Source organism: Burkholderia sp. Ac-20344 (assembly GCF_017104975.1).
Taxonomy (GTDB): domain Bacteria; phylum Pseudomonadota; class Gammaproteobacteria; order Burkholderiales; family Burkholderiaceae; genus Burkholderia.
On record NZ_JAAGPP010000014.1, the window covers coordinates 58,360 to 75,079 of the forward strand.

General features: G+C 69.2%; 15 protein-coding genes. 7 read left to right on the forward strand and 8 right to left on the reverse strand.

The features are described 5' to 3' along the window. Positions 1-79: 79 nt before the first annotated feature. On the forward strand, positions 80-814 hold the full coding sequence (locus G3N64_RS07130) for a metallophosphoesterase family protein (protein ID WP_205783114.1): 735 nt from the start codon (positions 80-82) through the stop codon (positions 812-814). Positions 815-871: 57 nt separating this feature from the next. Continuing rightward, positions 872-1,483 carry an alpha/beta fold hydrolase gene (locus G3N64_RS07135; RefSeq protein ID WP_205783115.1) on the forward strand — a complete coding sequence of 204 codons (612 nt, stop codon included), beginning with the start codon at positions 872-874 and terminating at the stop codon, positions 1,481-1,483. A 90-nt stretch (positions 1,484-1,573) separates the two neighbouring features. Here the strand turns inward: G3N64_RS07135 and G3N64_RS07140 are convergent, their stop codons facing one another. Continuing rightward, positions 1,574-2,896, reverse strand: coding sequence for an ATP-binding protein (locus G3N64_RS07140; protein ID WP_205783123.1), 1,323 nt, complete (start codon positions 2,894-2,896; stop codon positions 1,574-1,576). Beyond that, positions 2,893-3,633 carry a response regulator gene (locus tag G3N64_RS07145; RefSeq protein WP_089426714.1) on the reverse strand — a complete coding sequence of 247 codons (741 nt, stop codon included), beginning with the start codon at positions 3,631-3,633 and terminating at the stop codon, positions 2,893-2,895. Before G3N64_RS07145 ends, G3N64_RS07140 begins: the two co-directional genes overlap by 4 nt. Positions 3,634-3,860: 227 nt before the next feature. Here G3N64_RS07145 and G3N64_RS07150 point away from each other — a divergent pair, with 227 nt between their 5' ends. Next, positions 3,861-4,442 carry a thioredoxin family protein gene (locus G3N64_RS07150; RefSeq protein WP_205783125.1) on the forward strand — a complete coding sequence of 194 codons (582 nt, stop codon included), beginning with the start codon at positions 3,861-3,863 and terminating at the stop codon, positions 4,440-4,442. 55 nt (positions 4,443-4,497) lie between these two features. Here G3N64_RS07150 and G3N64_RS07155 read toward each other — a convergent pair whose 3' ends face one another. Then, the gene (locus G3N64_RS07155) at positions 4,498-5,136 is read right to left on the reverse strand and encodes an FMN-binding negative transcriptional regulator (protein WP_205783131.1); all 639 of its coding nucleotides are present in this window, start codon (positions 5,134-5,136) and stop codon (positions 4,498-4,500) included. 123 nt (positions 5,137-5,259) lie between these two features. Between G3N64_RS07155 and G3N64_RS07160 the strand changes: the two genes are divergently transcribed. The 3 genes from G3N64_RS07160 to G3N64_RS07170 all read left to right on the forward strand — a co-directional run bounded on the left by G3N64_RS07160 (position 5,260) and on the right by G3N64_RS07170 (position 9,437). Next, complete coding sequence (locus tag G3N64_RS07160; protein ID WP_205783132.1) at positions 5,260-6,768, forward strand: PLP-dependent aminotransferase family protein; 1,509 nt, start codon at positions 5,260-5,262, stop codon at positions 6,766-6,768. A gap of 124 nt (positions 6,769-6,892) precedes the next feature. Beyond that, positions 6,893-9,127 carry a transglycosylase domain-containing protein gene (locus G3N64_RS07165; RefSeq protein ID WP_205783141.1) on the forward strand — a complete coding sequence of 745 codons (2,235 nt, stop codon included), beginning with the start codon at positions 6,893-6,895 and terminating at the stop codon, positions 9,125-9,127. A gap of 67 nt (positions 9,128-9,194) precedes the next feature. Beyond that, on the forward strand, positions 9,195-9,437 hold the full coding sequence (locus tag G3N64_RS07170; RefSeq protein ID WP_241020826.1) for a hypothetical protein: 243 nt from the start codon (positions 9,195-9,197) through the stop codon (positions 9,435-9,437). 30 nt (positions 9,438-9,467) lie between these two features. On the opposite strand, the gene add is transcribed toward G3N64_RS07170, so the two are convergent. Together add and G3N64_RS07180 are read right to left on the reverse strand one after the other, a co-directional pair. After that, a complete protein-coding gene (gene add / locus G3N64_RS07175) occupies positions 9,468-10,568 on the reverse strand; it encodes an adenosine deaminase (protein WP_205783142.1) in 1,101 nt (366 codons plus the stop codon). A 45-nt stretch (positions 10,569-10,613) separates the two neighbouring features. Next, positions 10,614-11,963, reverse strand: a complete 1,350-nt coding sequence (locus G3N64_RS07180; RefSeq protein WP_205783143.1) for an NCS2 family permease — start codon at positions 11,961-11,963, stop codon at positions 10,614-10,616. 94 nt (positions 11,964-12,057) lie between these two features. On the opposite strand from G3N64_RS07180, the gene G3N64_RS07185 reads away from it, so the two are divergent. Then, positions 12,058-12,969 carry a LysR family transcriptional regulator gene (locus tag G3N64_RS07185; protein WP_205783144.1) on the forward strand — a complete coding sequence of 304 codons (912 nt, stop codon included), beginning with the start codon at positions 12,058-12,060 and terminating at the stop codon, positions 12,967-12,969. 41 nt (positions 12,970-13,010) lie between these two features. Here G3N64_RS07185 and G3N64_RS07190 read toward each other — a convergent pair whose 3' ends face one another. The 3 genes from G3N64_RS07190 to G3N64_RS07200 form a co-directional block, all read right to left on the reverse strand. After that, positions 13,011-14,063 (reverse strand): nucleoside hydrolase, encoded by a 1,053-nt coding sequence (locus tag G3N64_RS07190; RefSeq protein WP_205783145.1) that lies wholly within the window; start codon positions 14,061-14,063, stop codon positions 13,011-13,013. 10 nt (positions 14,064-14,073) lie between these two features. Beyond that, the gene (locus G3N64_RS07195; RefSeq protein ID WP_205783146.1) at positions 14,074-15,186 is read right to left on the reverse strand and encodes a porin; all 1,113 of its coding nucleotides are present in this window, start codon (positions 15,184-15,186) and stop codon (positions 14,074-14,076) included. A gap of 161 nt (positions 15,187-15,347) precedes the next feature. Next, positions 15,348-16,664 (reverse strand): hypothetical protein, encoded by a 1,317-nt coding sequence (locus G3N64_RS07200; RefSeq protein WP_205783147.1) that lies wholly within the window; start codon positions 16,662-16,664, stop codon positions 15,348-15,350. Positions 16,665-16,720 lie beyond the last annotated feature (56 nt).

The following is a 16,720-nucleotide window of genomic DNA, read 5'->3' on the forward strand; positions in this document are numbered from 1 at the left end:
ACCGCTTCGCATGCGCACGCCATTGGACGGCCTGCGCCGAATTGACGACAATCGCTGCTCCCTTCCCCGACGATCCACCTTGAAAATCGCCGCGCTGTCCGACATCCACGGCAACCTCGCCGGCCTCGACGCGGTGCTCGACGACGTCCGCCGCCGCGGTGCCGACGTGATCGTCAATCTCGGCGACATCCTGTCGGGCGCGCTCCATCCGCCCGAAACGGCCGACCGCCTGATCGCGCTCGACCTGCCGACCATCAAGGGCAATCACGAACGGCAACTGCTCACCGGCGATCGCGAGTCGATGGGGCTGTCGGATCGCTGGGCGCACGACACGCTGCGCGCCGATCATCTCGACTGGATCGCCGCGCTGCCCGAACGCATGACGCTCGGCGACGACGTGTTGATGGTGCACGGCACGCCCGACAGCGACCTCGTCTATTTCCTCGAAACGGTCACGCCCGACGGCTGCCGTGCGGCCACGCCCGACGAGATCGCGCGGCGCGCGGGCGACGAACCGGCGTCGCTGATCCTGTGCGGCCACACGCACATCCCGCGCACGGCGAAGCTCGACGAGGGCCGGCTGATCGTCAACCCGGGCAGCGTCGGGCTGCAGGCGTACGCGGACGGCCTGCCGCATCCGCACCGCATCGAGACGGGCTCGCCGCATGCGCGCTACGCGATGGTGTCGCGCACGGCGGCCGGCTGGAGCGTCGAATTCCATGCGGTCGAATACGACTGGCACACGGCGGCCGTCACCGCGGCATCGCGCGGGCGCGACGACTGGACCGTCGCGCTGCGCACCGGCCGGTGCTGACACGCACGTACCGCCCCGTCGCCCGCTTCGCTTCGATTACAGGACAACCGCACCGCCATGCCCGTTCCGTCGCAACTGCTCTTCCTGCCCGGCGCATCGGGCAGTACCGCCTTCTGGCAACCGCTCGCCAGCCTGCTGACGCATCCGGCCGAACACCGGATCGTCGGCTATCCGGGGTTCGGCGACACGCCGCGCGATCCGGCCGTCGACGATTTCGACCGCCTCGTGCGTCATGTGCTGGCGACGATCGACCGGCCGACTGCCGTGATCGCGCAATCGATGGGCGGCGTGATCGCGATGCGCGCGGCGCTCGACAAGCCCGAACTGATCACGCACCTCGTGCTGACGGTCACGTCCGGCGGACTCGACATGGCAGGGCTCGGCGCGCAGGACTGGCGCACCGGTTTCGCGGAAGCCAACCCGCAGCTTCCCGACTGGTTCCTGACGTTCCGTGCCGACCTGTCGCGGGATATCGGCCGCATCGTGCAGCCGACGCTGCTGCTATGGGGCGACGACGATCCGATCAGCCCCGTCGCGGCCGGCCGGCGCCTGCTCGAACGGCTGCCCGACGCGCAACTGCATGTCGTGCCCGGCGGCCGGCACGATCTGGCCGCCGCGCATGCGCAGACGCTCGCACCGCTCGTCGACGCGCATCTGCAGCGCGTGTGACGTCGCACGCTTGGGCTTCAACGCCAGCTTCGGATTCGGCTTGGGTTTCGACACAACCCCGAAACCGCGACGCTCACGCGCCGCATCCCGTCACCCCGCATTCCTCAGCGTGAGCCGCGCCTCCAGCCCGCCGCCGTCCGCCCGGTTGTTCAGCGTGAGCGTGCCGCCCATCGCGAGCGCGAGTTGCCGTGCGATCGCGAGGCCAAGCCCTGTGCCGCCCGTCTCGCGGTTGCGCGACGTCTCCACGCGCCGGAACGGCTCGAACACCGCATCGAGCTGATCGTCCGGAATGCCGGGCCCGCGGTCGAGCACGGCAATCACCGCGCCGCCGTCCGGCGCGGCCTGCACGTCGATCTCGGCCGCGCCCGCGAACTTCAGCGCGTTGTCGACGAGGTTGCCGACGACGCGGCGCAGCGCCTTCGGCCGCGTGACGAGCGCGAGCGGCGCGCGGCTGTGCAGCGCGACGTCCTGCCCCGCATCCGTGTAGTCGCACACGATGCTGTCGAGCAGCGCATCGAGATCGATGCGGCGCGCGGCTTCCTCGGTGCCGTGCAGCGTCCGCGCGTACGCGACGCCCTCCTTCACCAGGTGCTCCATCTCGAGCAGGTCCTGGCGCAGCTTCGCGCCCTGCGCGTCGTCGTCCATCATGTCGGCGCGCAAGCGCATCCGCGTGATCGGCGTCTGCAGGTCGTGCGAGATCGATGCGAGGATCTGCATGCGCTCGGCCATGTACTGTGCGATGCGATCCTGCATCGCGTTGAACGCCCGTGCGGCGCGCGCGACTTCCGACGGCCCGCTCTCGTTCAGCCGCTCGCCCTTCAGGTCGGGGCCGAGCGCATCGGCGGCCTGCGCGAGCTGCTTGAGCGGCCGCGTCGCGAGCCGCACCGCGAGCCAGCAGCACGCGGCCAGCACCGCGAGCTGCAACACGAGCACGACCGGCAGCCAGCCCGACAGCGGCACCGTCGACATCGGATGGATGTCGATCGTCAGCGGCGACCCGTCGGTCAGGCGCAGATGCACCTGCAGATGTTCGCGGTCGCCGGGGATCGCGTTCGCGGTCAGCGGGTAGTCGCCGCCGATGCCGTCGGAGATCGACCGCTCGACGCGCGCCGACAGCCGCGCTTCCGGCGGCGTGCCGGTCTCGCCGGGCCCGAGGATGAACGCATAGCTGCGCCGCGCGAGGCGCGGCAGCCACGCGGCCCGCTCGGCCGGCGGCAGGTGGTCGAGCAGCGCGACCGAGCTCGCGACCTCGCGCTCGATGTAGCCCATCATCAGGTTGGTGGTCGCCTGGTCGCGCTCGGTCACGGTGAGCCAGAACGACAGCGTCTGCGCGAGCGCGAGGCCCACGCACAGGATCAGCGCGAGCCGCGCGAACAGCGAGCGCGGCCAGTGCCACGGCGTGCGCGTGCTCATGGCGCACCGTCGACGGCAGTCACGGCCGACGAGAACACATAGCCCTCGTTGCGCAGCGTCTTGATGTAGCGCGGTTCGCGCGCGCCGTCGCGCAGGCGCTGGCGCAGCCGGCTCACGAGCAGGTCGATCGACCGGTCGAACGGGTCGGACTGCCGCCCCTGCGTGAGATTGAGCAACTGGTCGCGCGTCAGCACGCGCTGCGGGTTGTCGAGGAACACGCGCAGCAGCCGGTATTCGGCGCCGCTCAGCGCGACCAGCGTGCCTTCGGCATCGAGCAGGTGGCGCCCGGTCGTGTCGAGCCGCCATTCGCCGAATGCGAGCATCTCGGCCGTTTCCGTCACCTGCATGCCGGGCGGCAGCATGCGCGCGCGGCGCAGCACCGAACGGATCCGCGCGAGCAGCTCGCGCACCGCGAACGGCTTGGCCAGATAGTCGTCGGCGCCCATCTCCAGGCCGATGATGCGGTCGGTTTCCTCGCCGCGCGCGGTCAGCATCAGCACGGGCACCGTGCGGAACTTGCCGGCGCGCAGGTCGCGGCACAGCGTGAGGCCGTCCTCGCCGGGCATCATCAGGTCGAGCACGATCAGGTCGGGCGCGCCGTCGTCCAGCACGTTGCGCATCTCGCGGCCGTTCGCGGCCAGCGACACGCGCATGCCGTTCTTCTCCAGATAATCCGCGATCAGTTCGCGGATCGCGCGATCGTCGTCGACGATCAGCACGTGGTCGATCTTGTCCATGAGTCGTGGTCGGTGTCGTGGTATTCGGGCAGGCGATGTCCGCTTTTATACCGCACGGCGGGCCTGCTTTTGTATCCCAATGTATCGCGCCGCCGCGACGACACACAACATTGCACACGCGCGGCCTGCCGGACACATCGCAGATACGTCGGCGCCGCCTAATGGGGCCTGTCGAAACACGTCCGGCCACCGCCTCCGAGCGGCGGCCTCCCGCTCAGGAGAACGCCATGCTGCCCCGATTCAAGATCGCCGCCCTCGTCATCGCCCTCGCCGCCACGGCCGGGCTCGCCGCGTTCGCGGGCACCCGCGACGACGCGGCCGCGCCGGCATCGCCGGCCGGCATGGCCGCCTCCGATTTCACGGGCATCGACCGCTGGCACAACAGCGCGCCGCTGACGCTCGGCCAGTTGCGCGGCAAGGTCGTGCTCGTCGATTTCTGGACGTACTCGTGCATCAACTGCATTCATACGATTCCGTACGTGAAGGAGTGGGACCAGAAGTATCGCGACCAGGGGCTCGTCGTGGTCGGCGTGCATACGCCCGAGTATCCGTTCGAGCGCGACGCGGGCAACGTCGCCGATGCGATCAAACGCTTCGGCATCAAGTATCCGGTCGCGCAGGACAACCACTACGACACGTGGCGCGCGTACGGCAACCAGTACTGGCCCGCGCTGTATCTGATCGACGCGAACGGGAAGGTCGTCTATACGCGCTATGGCGAAGGCGGGTACGACAAGACCGAAGCCGCGATCCGCAGCGCGCTCGCACAGGCCGGCGAAGGCGCGAAGGGCACGACGCGCACGCAGTAACGGGCCGGCGCACGGGCATGGCGCTCGCCCGCGCGGGCCGGCATATCGGGTGCGCTCACCCGCGCTTCGCGTCGGCGGCCGCGATCATCGCTTCCCCGATCGCGAGGTTGCCGTTCGCGACCAGCGCGTCGCCGGCGCCGCGGATATCGGCTTCCGCCTTGTTCTGCCCGAGCTTGCGCTTGCCGACGAACCGCGTGATCTCGATCTGCAGCCCGACGATCGACTGCAGCATCGTGTCGAGATAATCCGCCGGCGCGTCGCCCATCTTCCACGGCACCGGCTGCGACGCCTCGTGCGTGCGCGTCAGCCGGGCGACCACGCCGCGCACGAACTTCGCGTCGTCGCGCACCGTGATGCGCCCGTGCGCATGCACGACCACGTAGTTCCAGGTCGGCACCTGCCGGTGCGCCACATGCTTGCTCGGATACCAGGTCGGCGAGATGTATGCGTCGCCCGCGCGGAAGATCACGAGCACCTCGTCGCCGTCCGCGACGTCCTGCCAGACCGGATTCTCGCGCGAGACGTGCGCATGCAGTTCACCGAGCCCGCCGTCGGACGGCAGCAGCTCGAACGGGATGTGGATCGCGTCGAGCCCGCACTTGCCGTGCGTGATCAGGCTGCCGAACGGATGCTGCACGATCAGCTCGCGCAGCGCGTCGGGGTTGGGTTCGTTGAAATCGGCGGGGACGTACATGTCGGCTCCACGGTCGTGCGGGGGTTGGAATGGATCGGGCGCTGGCCCGTCATGCGTCGATTGTCATCTCAAACTGGTTTATGCTTTAGAGCCGGTTTGGAACAATTTCAGCAGACCAGAATCATGGCAAGAACGGCCCGGAACGTCGAAATCCCGTCGCTCGGCGCGCTCGACCGCGCGGCCGGCGACCTGAGCCGCCAGCTCGCGCAGGCGCTGCGCGAAGCCGTGCGGCGCGGAGACGTCCGGCCCGGCGACACGCTGCCGTCCACCCGGCTGCTGGCAACGTCGCGGCAGGTGGCGCGCGGAACCGTCGTCGATGCGTATGCGCAGCTCGTCGCCGAAGGCTTCCTCGAATCGCGCGGCGGCGCAGGCACGCAGGTCGCGAACGCGCTCGCGGAGCCGCCGCCGGGCCCCGAACCCGCGCCGCCTGCGCCACGCCGGCGCGCGGCGCACGCCGGCCTGCCCGAGCCGGCCGCCACCTTCGCGCAAATCGCCCGCGAATTCAGCCCGCTGCCGGCCATGCCGTTCGCGATCTCGGTGCCGATCGGCCTCACCGCGCCCGACGACATCTGGCGCCGGCTCGGCAATCGCCTGCGCGCGCGCGGCGCCGGCGCGCCGTCCGGCTATGCCGATCCGCAAGGCGCGCTGCCGCTGCGCGAGGCGATCGCCGACTACGTGCGCCGGTCGCGCTCGGTGCGCTGCGATGCCGGCCAGGTCGTGATCACCAGCGGCACGCAGCAGGGGCTGCATCTCGCGAGCCAGGTGCTGCTCGGCGCGGACGACCAGGCGTGGGTCGAGAACCCGGCCTATCGCGGCATCACCGCGCTGCTCGACAGTACGGGGCGGCACGACGCGATGGTGCGGGTGCCGGTCGACGCCGACGGCATCGACGTCGAGGCCGGTATCCGTTTCGCGCCACATGCGCGGGTCGCATTCGTCACGCCGTCGCACCAGTATCCGCTCGGCATGCCGCTCAGCATGGCGCGGCGCAATGCGCTGCTCGCGTGGGCACGTGCACGGCACGCGTGGGTGGTCGAGGACGATTACGACAGCGAGCTGCGCTACGAAGGCTATCCGTTCCCGTCGCTGCAGGGGCTCGCCCCCGATCGCGTGATCTACCTCGGCACGTTCAGCAAGATCCTGTTTCCGTCGCTGCGGCTCGGCTACGTGATCGCGCCCGACGATCTCGTGCCCGCGTTCTGCGGCGCACGCGTGCTGATGGATCGCCACGCGCCGACTGCCGACCAGCACGTGCTGGCCGCGTTCATCGCGGAAGGCCATCTCGACCGCCACATCCGCCGCGTGCGCGGCGTGTATGCAGAGCAGCGCGCGCTGCTGATCGACACGCTCGGTGCGCGGCTGCCGCGCGAACGCGCGTGGGTGCAGCCGGGCGACCAGGGGATGCACGTCGTGCTGTGGCTCGCGGAAGGAATCGACGATCTCGACGTGGTCGAGCGTGCCGCGCAGGCCGGCGTCGCAGTGCGTGCGGTCTCGCCGATGTTCGCGCCGGGCACGGCACGCCCGGGGCTCGTGCTGGGCTTCGGCGGGTTCGGCCGCGCGCAGATGGAAGCGGCCGCGCAGCGGCTCGCGGCGGTGGTTTCGTCTGCAGAATCACGGCCGCGCGCGCCGTAAGAGATTGTCGGCGAGCAACAAACGTAATCATCTGTAAATCCTGCAAGCAAACAGCCGTTTTGGCCACCGGCGCACGTGTGTCGTTTGCTAGGATCGCGCCTCTTCCCTCCGCGCTCCTGCCGCCTTGAATCGTTTCGTGCCGCTTCTCCGTGACGCGTGGCTTCGCTGCCGCGCCCGCGTCGCACCGTTCGCCGCCGCCTGCGGCGCGCGCATCCGCGCGCTGGCCGCCGGCGTGCTGCATCGCCTGCGTCATCCGACGCGCCGCGGCGTCGCGCTGACGCTCGCCGCGATACCGGTGCTGGGCCTGCTGGTGCTGCTCGCGTTCGTCCCGTTCACGCCGAGCATCGGCGACATTCGCAAGGCGCGCATCGATCGCCCCGCGCGCGTGCTGTCCGCCGACGGCCAGTTGATCGCCGAGTTCCGGCCGGTCAACCGCGAATGGGTGCCGCTCAAGCAGATCTCGCCGCACATGGTCGACGCGCTGATCGCGACCGAGGATCACCGCTTCTACACGCATCACGGCATCGACTTGCGCCGCACGCTCGCGGCCGGGCTGCGCACGTTCTCGGGCGATCGCCAGGGCGGCTCGACGATCACGCAGCAGCTCGCGCGCAACCTGTATCCGGACGAGGTCGGCCGCGCGCCGACGCTCACGCGCAAGGTGAAGGAGCTGATCACCGCGTTCAAGATCGAGTCGGTATACAGCAAGGACGAGATTCTCGAGACCTACCTGAACACCGTGCCGTTCCTGTACAACGCGTACGGTGTCGAAATGGCCGCGCGCACCTACTTCGGCACGTCGGCCGACCAGCTCGACATCGTCGAAAGCGCGACGCTCGTCGGGATGCTGAAGGGCAACAGCTACTACAACCCGGTGCTGAATCCGGAACGCGCGGTACAGCGGCGCAACATCGTGCTCGACCGGATGGCGCAGATGCACATGCTGACGCCGCGGCAACTCGCGAAACTGCAGCGCCAGCCGCTGCGCGTCGACTTCGAGCCGCAGTCGGGACAGCCCGGCCTCGCCCCGCACTTCGCGGTGCAACTGCGCAAATGGCTGATCGCGTGGGCCGATCGCAACAACTACGATCTCTACTCGGACGGCCTCGTCGTGCGCACGACGCTCGACGCACAGTTGCAGGACATCGCGACGCAGGCGCTGACGCGGCAGACCGAACAGCTGCAGGCGATCGCCGACAGCGCGTGGCGCGGCCCGTCCGGCTGCGGGCTGCGCAACGACCTGTTCCGCGGCTTCATCCGCCAGACACCCGACTATCGGCAGGCGCGCGACACGGGGCTCACCGATGTCGCGGTGCTGAAGCAGCTCGGCACCGATCGGGCGTTCATGCGCGCGCTGTGCGAGCGCAAGACGCAGGTGCAGGCCGGCTTCGTCGCGATCGATCCGCGCAACGGCGCGATCCGCGCGTGGGTCGGCAGTCCGGATTTCGGCAGCGAGCCGTTCGATCACGTCTCGCAGGCGCGGCGCCAGCCCGGCTCGACGTTCAAGCCGTTCGTCTATGGCGCCGCGTTCGCGGACGGCATGCGGCCGGGCGATACGTTCATCGACCGCCCCGTCGCGATCCCGATCGACGGCCGTGCGGTCTGGCGCCCGACCGACGAGGAGCCGCCGACGGGCGAACCGATGACGCTGCGCGATGCGCTCGCGCTGTCGCGCAACCGCATCACCGCGCAGGTGATGCAGCGGGAAGGCGCCGCGAAGGTCGTCCAGCTCGCGCGCGCGATGGGCGTGCGCGAGAGCCCGCTCGACGCGGTACCGTCGCTCGCGCTCGGCACGAGCCCCGTCACGCTGAAGGAGATGGTGTCCGCGTACGGCACGATCGCGAACCGTGGCGTGTACGTCGCGCCGCAGACGATCACGCGCATCGAGGATCGCGACGGCAAGGTGCTCGCCGCCTTCGGCAGCGCGCCGCCCGAACGTGCGTTGCCCGAGCCCGCCGCGCAGACGCTGGTCGACGTGATGCGCGATGTCGTCGATCGCGGCACCGGCGTCGACATTCGTTCACGGTATGGCATTCGCGTCGACGTCGCCGGCAAGACGGGCACCACGCAGGACAACGCGGACGGCTGGTTCATCCTGATGCATCCGCAGCTCGTGGCCGGCGCGTGGGTCGGCTTCGACGACGGCAGCGTGACGCTGCGCAGCGACTATTGGGGCGCGGGCGCACACAGCGCGCTGCCGATCGTCGGCACGTTCTACGATGCGGCGCTGCGCGCGCGGGCGATCGATCCGCGCGCGCAGTTCTCGCCCGACTTCCGGCCGCGCAGCGCACCGGCGCCGGCGCCGCGACGGCGCACGCCGCATCCGGGCCTGTTCGACTGGCTGAGGTTCTTCCGCTGATCGGGGTGCCGGCGGGTCACGCCGGCATGGGCGACGCGGCCCCCGTCTATCGAAGCGTCGTCGTCGCGTGGCGGGTCCGTGGACAGCCATACTCGACGAAGCCGCGCATCGCCCGACGGCCCGCGCTTACTACACGGTGCTGCAGGCGGCCGACGGGCTCCCGCGGCAACCGATCGCGGCGGGCCGCGATCATGACGCATTCGAACGCGTCGACGGTGTGTGGCGCTTTTCGTTCCGCGATGACACGCTGTTCGATTTCGCGGGCGACTTGCGCTATCACCTGAACCTGAACGAGCCGCCGGCCGATTGATGCGCCGGCCGGCGTAAAACGCAGGCGTGCTCAGCCTGCGGCGAGCGTATCTGCCAGGCCATCGAACTCCGGCCCCCACGCCGCACGCCACGCGGCCTTCGTCGCGTCGTCCACCCACGCGCCGTCGATCCCGTTCAGCATGAACTGCTTCAGCTCGGCCACGGTGAAGCCGAAATGGCTGAACATCAACTCCCACGCCTCGGCCGGATTGACCTTGTGCAGCGTCGGATCGTCGGTGTTCGGATGGATCTTCAGCCCGAGACCCGGCATCTTGCGCATCGGATGGCGTTCCGCCCATTGCTCCGGCGGCAGCGTACGCAGGTAATACGAATTCGTCGGCACGACGGTGAAGACGATCCCGCGTTCCGCATAGCGCGCACACAACTCGGGGTTGTCGACGATCGTATAGCCGTGATCGACGCGATCGACCTGCAGCAGATCGACGGCCGTCTCGACGTTGCGCCACGGCATCCCGAACTCGCCCGCATGCGCGGTCGTGCGAAAGCCCGCCGCACGCGCATTGCGGTAGGCCTTCCAGAACAGTTCCGGCGGCCGGTCGTTCTCGCGATAGTCGATCCCGAGCCCCGCCACTTCGTCCGCGCGGTTCGCCTTCATCCATTCGACGATCGCCACGGCTTCATCGGGATCCTGCTCGCGGTCGATACTCGGGATCAGGCGCGCGCCGATCCCGAAGTCGCGCGCGGCGTCGCGGATCGCCGTCACGATCGCGGCCTGCGCATCCGCATACGCGATGCCCGACACACGCACCGTACCCGTCGGATTCCAGAAGAATTCCGCATGCCTGACGTTGTACGCGGCCGCATCCTCCAGATACTCGTAGGCGATCCGCCGCAGGTCGTCGGGCTGCGTGAGCAGATACTTGTCGAGCGCGCGCAGCACGTGCAGCACGCCGACCGGCTTCTCGCCGCGCGCATAGAACGCGTCGATCTCCGCGCGCTCGATCGGTGCGCCGCTGCGCGCCGCGAGCGCGACGAACGTGTCGTGCCTCACTGCGCCGAGCAGGTGGCAATGCAGCTCGACCTTCGGCAGCGCGTGGAAGAAGGCCCGATGGGCCGGCGTGATGTCGATGCCCGTGCGCGCGGCCGGGACGTTACCTGGTGTTGCCTTCATTGCAGTCTCTTTTGGGTCGTGCCGATGCGTCGCGAAAGCCGTCTCTCAGTGCGGCTTCACGACGGTCCAGAAGTAATAGCCGAGCGGAAGCGCGAGCACGACGAGCCCCCACGACACGTCGCGCCAGCGGCCGGCCAGCAGCTTGACGAGCACGTAGCACAGCAGCCCGCCCGCGATGCCGGTGCCGAAGCTGTTCGACATCAGCGTGAGCAGCACCATCGACATCACGGGCAGCGCATCGGTGAAGTCGTCGAAATGCGTATGGCGGATCGTCGCGAACATCGACAGCCCGATCAGGATCAGCGCGGGCGCGGTCGCCTCTTTCGGGATCGCGAGCGCGACCGGCACGAACAGCAGCATCGCGGCGAACAGCACGGCCGCCGCCAGCGACGACAGCCCGCTGCGGCCGCCGGCCTCGACGCCCGCCGCCGATTCGATCAGCGCGGTCAGCGCGGGAATGCCGAACACGGGCCCGAGCGTCGCCGCGAGCGAATCGACGAGGAACGGCCGGTTGATGTTCGGCAGGTTGCCCTGTTCGTCGAGCAGGTTCGCCTTCGCGCCGACCGCGAGCGCGGTACCGAGCGTCGAGAAGAATTCCGCCGCGAAGAACGCGAACAGGTACGGCGCGGCCGCAAGGCTCAATGCGCTGCCGATATCGAGCTTGAACGCGATCGGCGCGATGCTGTGCGGCAGCGACACGAACGACGCGGGCAGATGCGTGACGCCGAGCGGCACGCCGGCCGCCGCGGCGACGAGGATCGCGATCAGGATTGCACCAGGCGCCTTGCGCGCCTGCAGCACGATCGCGACCCCGAGGCCGATCAGCGCGACGAGCGCGCCCGGCCGCGAGAAATCGCCGAGCGCGAACGCATTGGTCTTCGCGTTCGCGACGACCATCCCCGCATTGCGCAGCCCGAGCATCGTGACGAACAGCCCGATCGACGCGCCGAGCCCGAGCTTGATCTGCACCGGAATCAGCCGCACCACGACGCCGCGTGCGCCGAGGATCGTCAGCAGGAAGAACAGCACGCCCGACACGCATGCGATGCCGAGCCCCGTCTGCCAGCCGACGTGCTCCGTCGTCGCGAGCGTCACGCCGATGATCACCGAGCCGCCGATGCCGGGGCCGACGAGGAACGGCAGGTTCGCGTAGAGCCCCATCAGCGTGGTGAACAGCACGAACACGACGATCGTCGCGGTGGTCGCCGCGCCGCGCTCCATCCCGCCCGTCGCGAGCAGCGACGGGATCACGACGAGCAGGTACGCGGCTGCGAGAAACGACGTGACGCCCGCGATCGTCTCGGTGCGCACGCTCGTGCCGCGCGCGGCGAGCGCGAAGCGGCGTTCGAGCCAGTTGGCCGGCGCTCGCGCCGGCATCGTGTCAGTCGCTGACATGGTGGTTCTCCTGTGATTCCGAATATTGTCCTGTGCCGATTCACGCAGCGCGGTCTTATACTGCCGCGTACCGCATCCCGACCGTTATTGCCCGATGTCGTCCGACCGCTCGTCGCTGCTGCCCGCGCTCACGCTGCGGCAGGTCCAGCACTTCGTCGTGCTCGCCCACGCACGCAGCTTCACGCAGGCCGCGGAGGCGCTGTCGCTCACGCAGCCTGCGCTCACCGCGTCGATCCGCCAGATCGAGTTCCTGCTCGGCGGGCGCCTGTTCGCGCGCTCCGCGCACCGGCTCACGCTCACCTCCGCGGGCGAAGCCGTGCTGCCGCTCGCCGAACGCCTGCTGAACCAGGCGCGCGGCACGTTCGACGACATGACGCGGCTCATCGGCGAACGCATCCAGACCGTGCGCATCGCGTTCATCCCGTCGGTCGCGGGCCGCCTGCTGCCCGCGCTCAACGCGCTGCGCGACGCGCACCCGACGCTGCGCTTCACGCTCACCGACCTGCCGAACAGCGCGCTCGTCGAGGCCGTACGCGACAGCGTCGCGGATCTCGGCATCGGCGTGCGCGAACCGGACAGCGACGACGGCACGCTGCGCTACCGGCAGCTCTTCGAGGACGAGATCGTGATCGTCGTGCGGCATGACGATCCGCTCGCCCGCGCGAAGAGCGTCACGTGGGCGAAGCTCGTCGATCGCGAGCTCGCGGTGTTCGTGCGCGGCAGCGTCAGCGAATCGCTGCAACGCACCGGCGGCGCCGAGAAGCTGCGCCTGAACGTCACGTACCGGATGGAGTACACCGAGCCGCTCTACGCGCTTGCTCGCAACGGCCTCGCAACCGCCGTGCTGCCGAGCCTCTACACGATGCATCTGCACGATCCCGAACTCGTCGCGCTGCGCGTCGACAAGCCGCGCGTCACGCGCGCGATCTCGCTGATCTCGCTCGCCGGCGACGATCGCGGCCCGCACGTGCGCGCCTGCCGCGAGTGGATTGCGAAGCACATCTGATTGCGTGCACCGTTCACGGTTCGCCGCGTAACTGCCCGCGTTCAGGGCAGCTTCGCGATGCGCTCGACGAGCGCTGCGTAGAAGCGGTCCGCGTCGACCTCGTTGATCCACGTCGCGTTCGCCGTGCGGCCGCTCCGCCCGTTCCAGTCGACGACGGTCTCGCCGAGCGTCCATTGCCCGGTCGTCTCGACCATCACGTTCACCTTGCGGCCGCCGAATAGCGTCGGATCGACGAGATAGCCGACCGCGGTCGGGTCGTACATCGGCGCGTCTTCGACGCCGCGCCGCTTCTTGTTGTATGCGAGCTCCGCATCCATGATGTCCGCGACGATCGTGCCGCAGCGGTTGCCGAGCGCACGGAACGGCGCGACGCGCGCCGGCGTGATCGGCGCCTTCACCGCGACGTCGCGCGGCAGCACGACGATCGGCACGCCGCTGCCGAATACGACTTCGGCCGCCTGCGGATCGACGTAGATGTTGAACTCGGCGGCCGGCGTGATGTTGCCGCGCTCGAAGAACGCGCCGCCCATCAGCACGATTTCGCGCAACGCGCCGCGAATCTGCGGTGCTTCGACCAATGCGGTCGCGATGTTCGTCAACGGGCCGAGCGCGCACAGCGTCACGCTGCCGGGCGCCGCGCGGCTCAGCGTATCGACGAGATACGACACCGCGTGGCCGGCGGCAAGCGGTGCGCGCGGCTCGTGCAGCTCGACGCCTTCGAGCCCCGTCTTGCCGTGCACGTTCGCCGCCGTCACGAGGTCGCGTACGAGCGGGCGCGGGCAGCCCGCATGCACGGGCAGCGTCTTCGTGCGGCCGGCCCAGTCGCGGATGATCCGCGCATTGCGTTCGGTCAGGTCGAGCGGCACGTTGCCGGCGACGGCGGTCAGCGCGCGGACGTCGAGGCGGTCCTGCGCGCCCAGCGCGAACAGGATCGCGATGGCGTCGTCCTGCCCCGGGTCGGTATCGATGATCACCGTGCGGCGCGCGGCATCGCCGCCGGCCGCGAACGCGCCCGTTTCGGGCAGCAGCGCGGTGCCGGCCAGCGCGGCGGACAGTTTCAGGAAGGTGCGGCGGGATGCGATCGGATGGGTCATGGCCGGGTGCTCAGAAAACGTGCCGGATGCCGAGCGTCGCCATCATCTGGCGCGTGCTGGTCGAGCGCGCGTACGCGAAGATCTGTGCGTGGTCCGCGTCGCCGGCCGCCTGCTGCGCGATCACCGTCAGCGCGACGTCGGTGCGTTTCGACAGGTAGTAATCGGCCTGCAGGTTCACCTGGTGCCATTTCGGCCGCTTGTCGATCACGTCGTATTTGCCGTTCGTGAACGCATACGCGGCACCGAGAAAGAGCTGCGGCGTCATCGTGTAGACGACGTTCACGCCGAGGTTCTGCAAATGCAGGTGCGAATGGTCGAGGTAATCGTAGCGCACGTCGGTAAACATCGCCGCGAACTGCGCGTGGCCGATCGTGTAGAAGCCGCCGGTGCCGGCGATCCGCTGGCGGCTCGCATAGGCCGCAGGCGACATCGCGCTCTTGCTGAAGATCAGCAGCGGCGACGCATAGTCGTTCGCGATCGCGCCGTCCTGGTTCGTCGCGCTGTACGGATGGTTGTACTGCGCGTAGACCGCGCTCCAGCGCAGCGGGCCTTGCTCGTAGCCGAGCCCGAAGCTGTATGCGCTGTTGTTCGCGAAGCCCGTCGCGTTGCTGAAGCCGTACAGCGCGGTGAATTTCAGGCCGTAATAGACGGGGCTCACGTACTTCACCGAGTTCTGCACGCGGATGTCGTTGTAGCCGTTGTCGTTGTCGCCGATGTTCACGCCGTTGCTCGCGATGATCACCGGCCCGATGTAGTCGTGGATCGCGTCGTACTGGCGGCCGAACGTCAGCGAGCCATAGGTGCGGTCGGCGAGGCCGACGTAGGCCATCCGCCCGAACTCGCGACCGTTCTGCGCGGCCGTGCCCGTCATCACGTTGAAGCCGTTCTCCAGCTGGAAGATCGCGGACAGCCCCTGCCCGAGATCCTCCTTGCCCTTCAGCCCCCAGCGCGGGTTCTGGTTCGTGCCGGACAGCGCCTGCCAGGCGTTCTTGCCGCCCTGGTTGGTCGCGTACCCGACGCCGGCCGAGATGAGACCGTACAGCGTGATGCTGCTTTGCGCACAGGCCGGCGTCGCGAAGGCGCCGAGCATCGCGAGCGGGGCGAACTTGTAGAGAGTTTTCATGCGGGTCGTGTGGTCGGTGATGGTCCAGGCGCGGCAGGGTTCCGCGAAACTGGCCTCGACTATACGAACCCGGATCGGATAATAAAAGTTTGCTTTTGTTATGGTTCAATAAAACGGATTTATTCTCATCCGTGCGCCTCCCGCGCCCGGCGGCCCGGCGCTCAGTCCGCCGTGTCGCCGCCCTTCGGCACCTTCGACCACGCCTTGCGCCCCGGCAACGGCGACCACGCCGGGCGGGTCTTGCGTGCGCTGTCGATCACGACCAGGTAGCGGCCCGCGATGGGCGTGATGTCGCGATCGCGACGCAGCACCCACAGCGACTTGCCCGCTTCGACGCGTGCCTGGTAATCGTCGTCGAGCAGGCCGTGGCGGTCGAAGAACAGGTTCAGCGACGCGGGAATCCGCACGCACCCTTTCGAGTGCCGGATCCCGAGCAGCGCTTCGAGGCGATCGGGGTCGGTCGCATGCATCTGGAAGCGCATCGGCGACACGCCGCCCTTGCCCCAGCCGCGCTCGCCGTCCTCCCAGCCGAAGTCGTAGATGCGCATGTCGCGGCTGCCGTAGCCGCGAATGCCGTTCTCGTTCGTCGTGCCTTCCGCGCGGAAATCCATATTGTCCGGCGAGTGATGGAACACGCCGAGCGGCGTCAGGAAATGGTCGTACTTGCCCGGCAGCCCGGTGCCGACCGGCGATGCGCCGATCATCAGCCACGCATTGGCCGGCGTCGCCCGGAAGTAGATGAACAGCGCCTGCACGTTCGGCGCGCGGTCGACCATCGCGACGTATTCGCCGGCGAGGTCGCCGAGGTCTGCATCGGCGAGCGCCTGCTGGAGCCGCTCGCCGTACGCGCGCTGCTCGCTTGCCGGCACGTTCAGGCGCCGCGCGACTTCCTGCGTGAAGCGCTTGCGCATGTCGACCGCACGCGCCGTCGCATTTTTCGCTTCTTCGGCCGAAAGAGGCGGGTGCTGGCGCGGCGGTGTCGGCGCAGGCGGCTCGGCCTCGCTGGCGGGCGCGGCGGAAGCGGCCGATGCAGGTGTGGCGGCGGATGCGGCAGAAGCTGCAGATGCACTCGATGCGCCCGATGCGCCCGACGCCGGGCCGGCAGGCTCCGCGGGATGCGCATGTGATGCGGCAGGCGCGGACTGCGCCGCCGATGCACCCGACGACGCATGCGCCGACGAAGCGGGATGCGCATGGGCGGGCGACGATGCGGGCGACGCGACTGATGAGGATGACGTAGCGGCGCGCAACGGTGCGTCGGACGCCGCAAAAGCAGGCTGCTCGACAAGCACGGAGATCGGCAGTGCGGCAGCGAGCCAGAGACACGCGGCGGCACGGGCAAGACAACGCGGCTTCGCAAATCGCCGCGCCAGGCTGAAAAGCATCATACGTTCGAAGCCATCGGCCGATCCGGCCGCCGCATGCTGCTGTTGCGAGCGGCGCATCTTCCGCGCGAGCCATCGACACGTCCGGCGCATCGTGTGCGCCCGGCGCCGACGCCTCTTCGCGGTGGAGCCGTTCGCTGATGCAACGC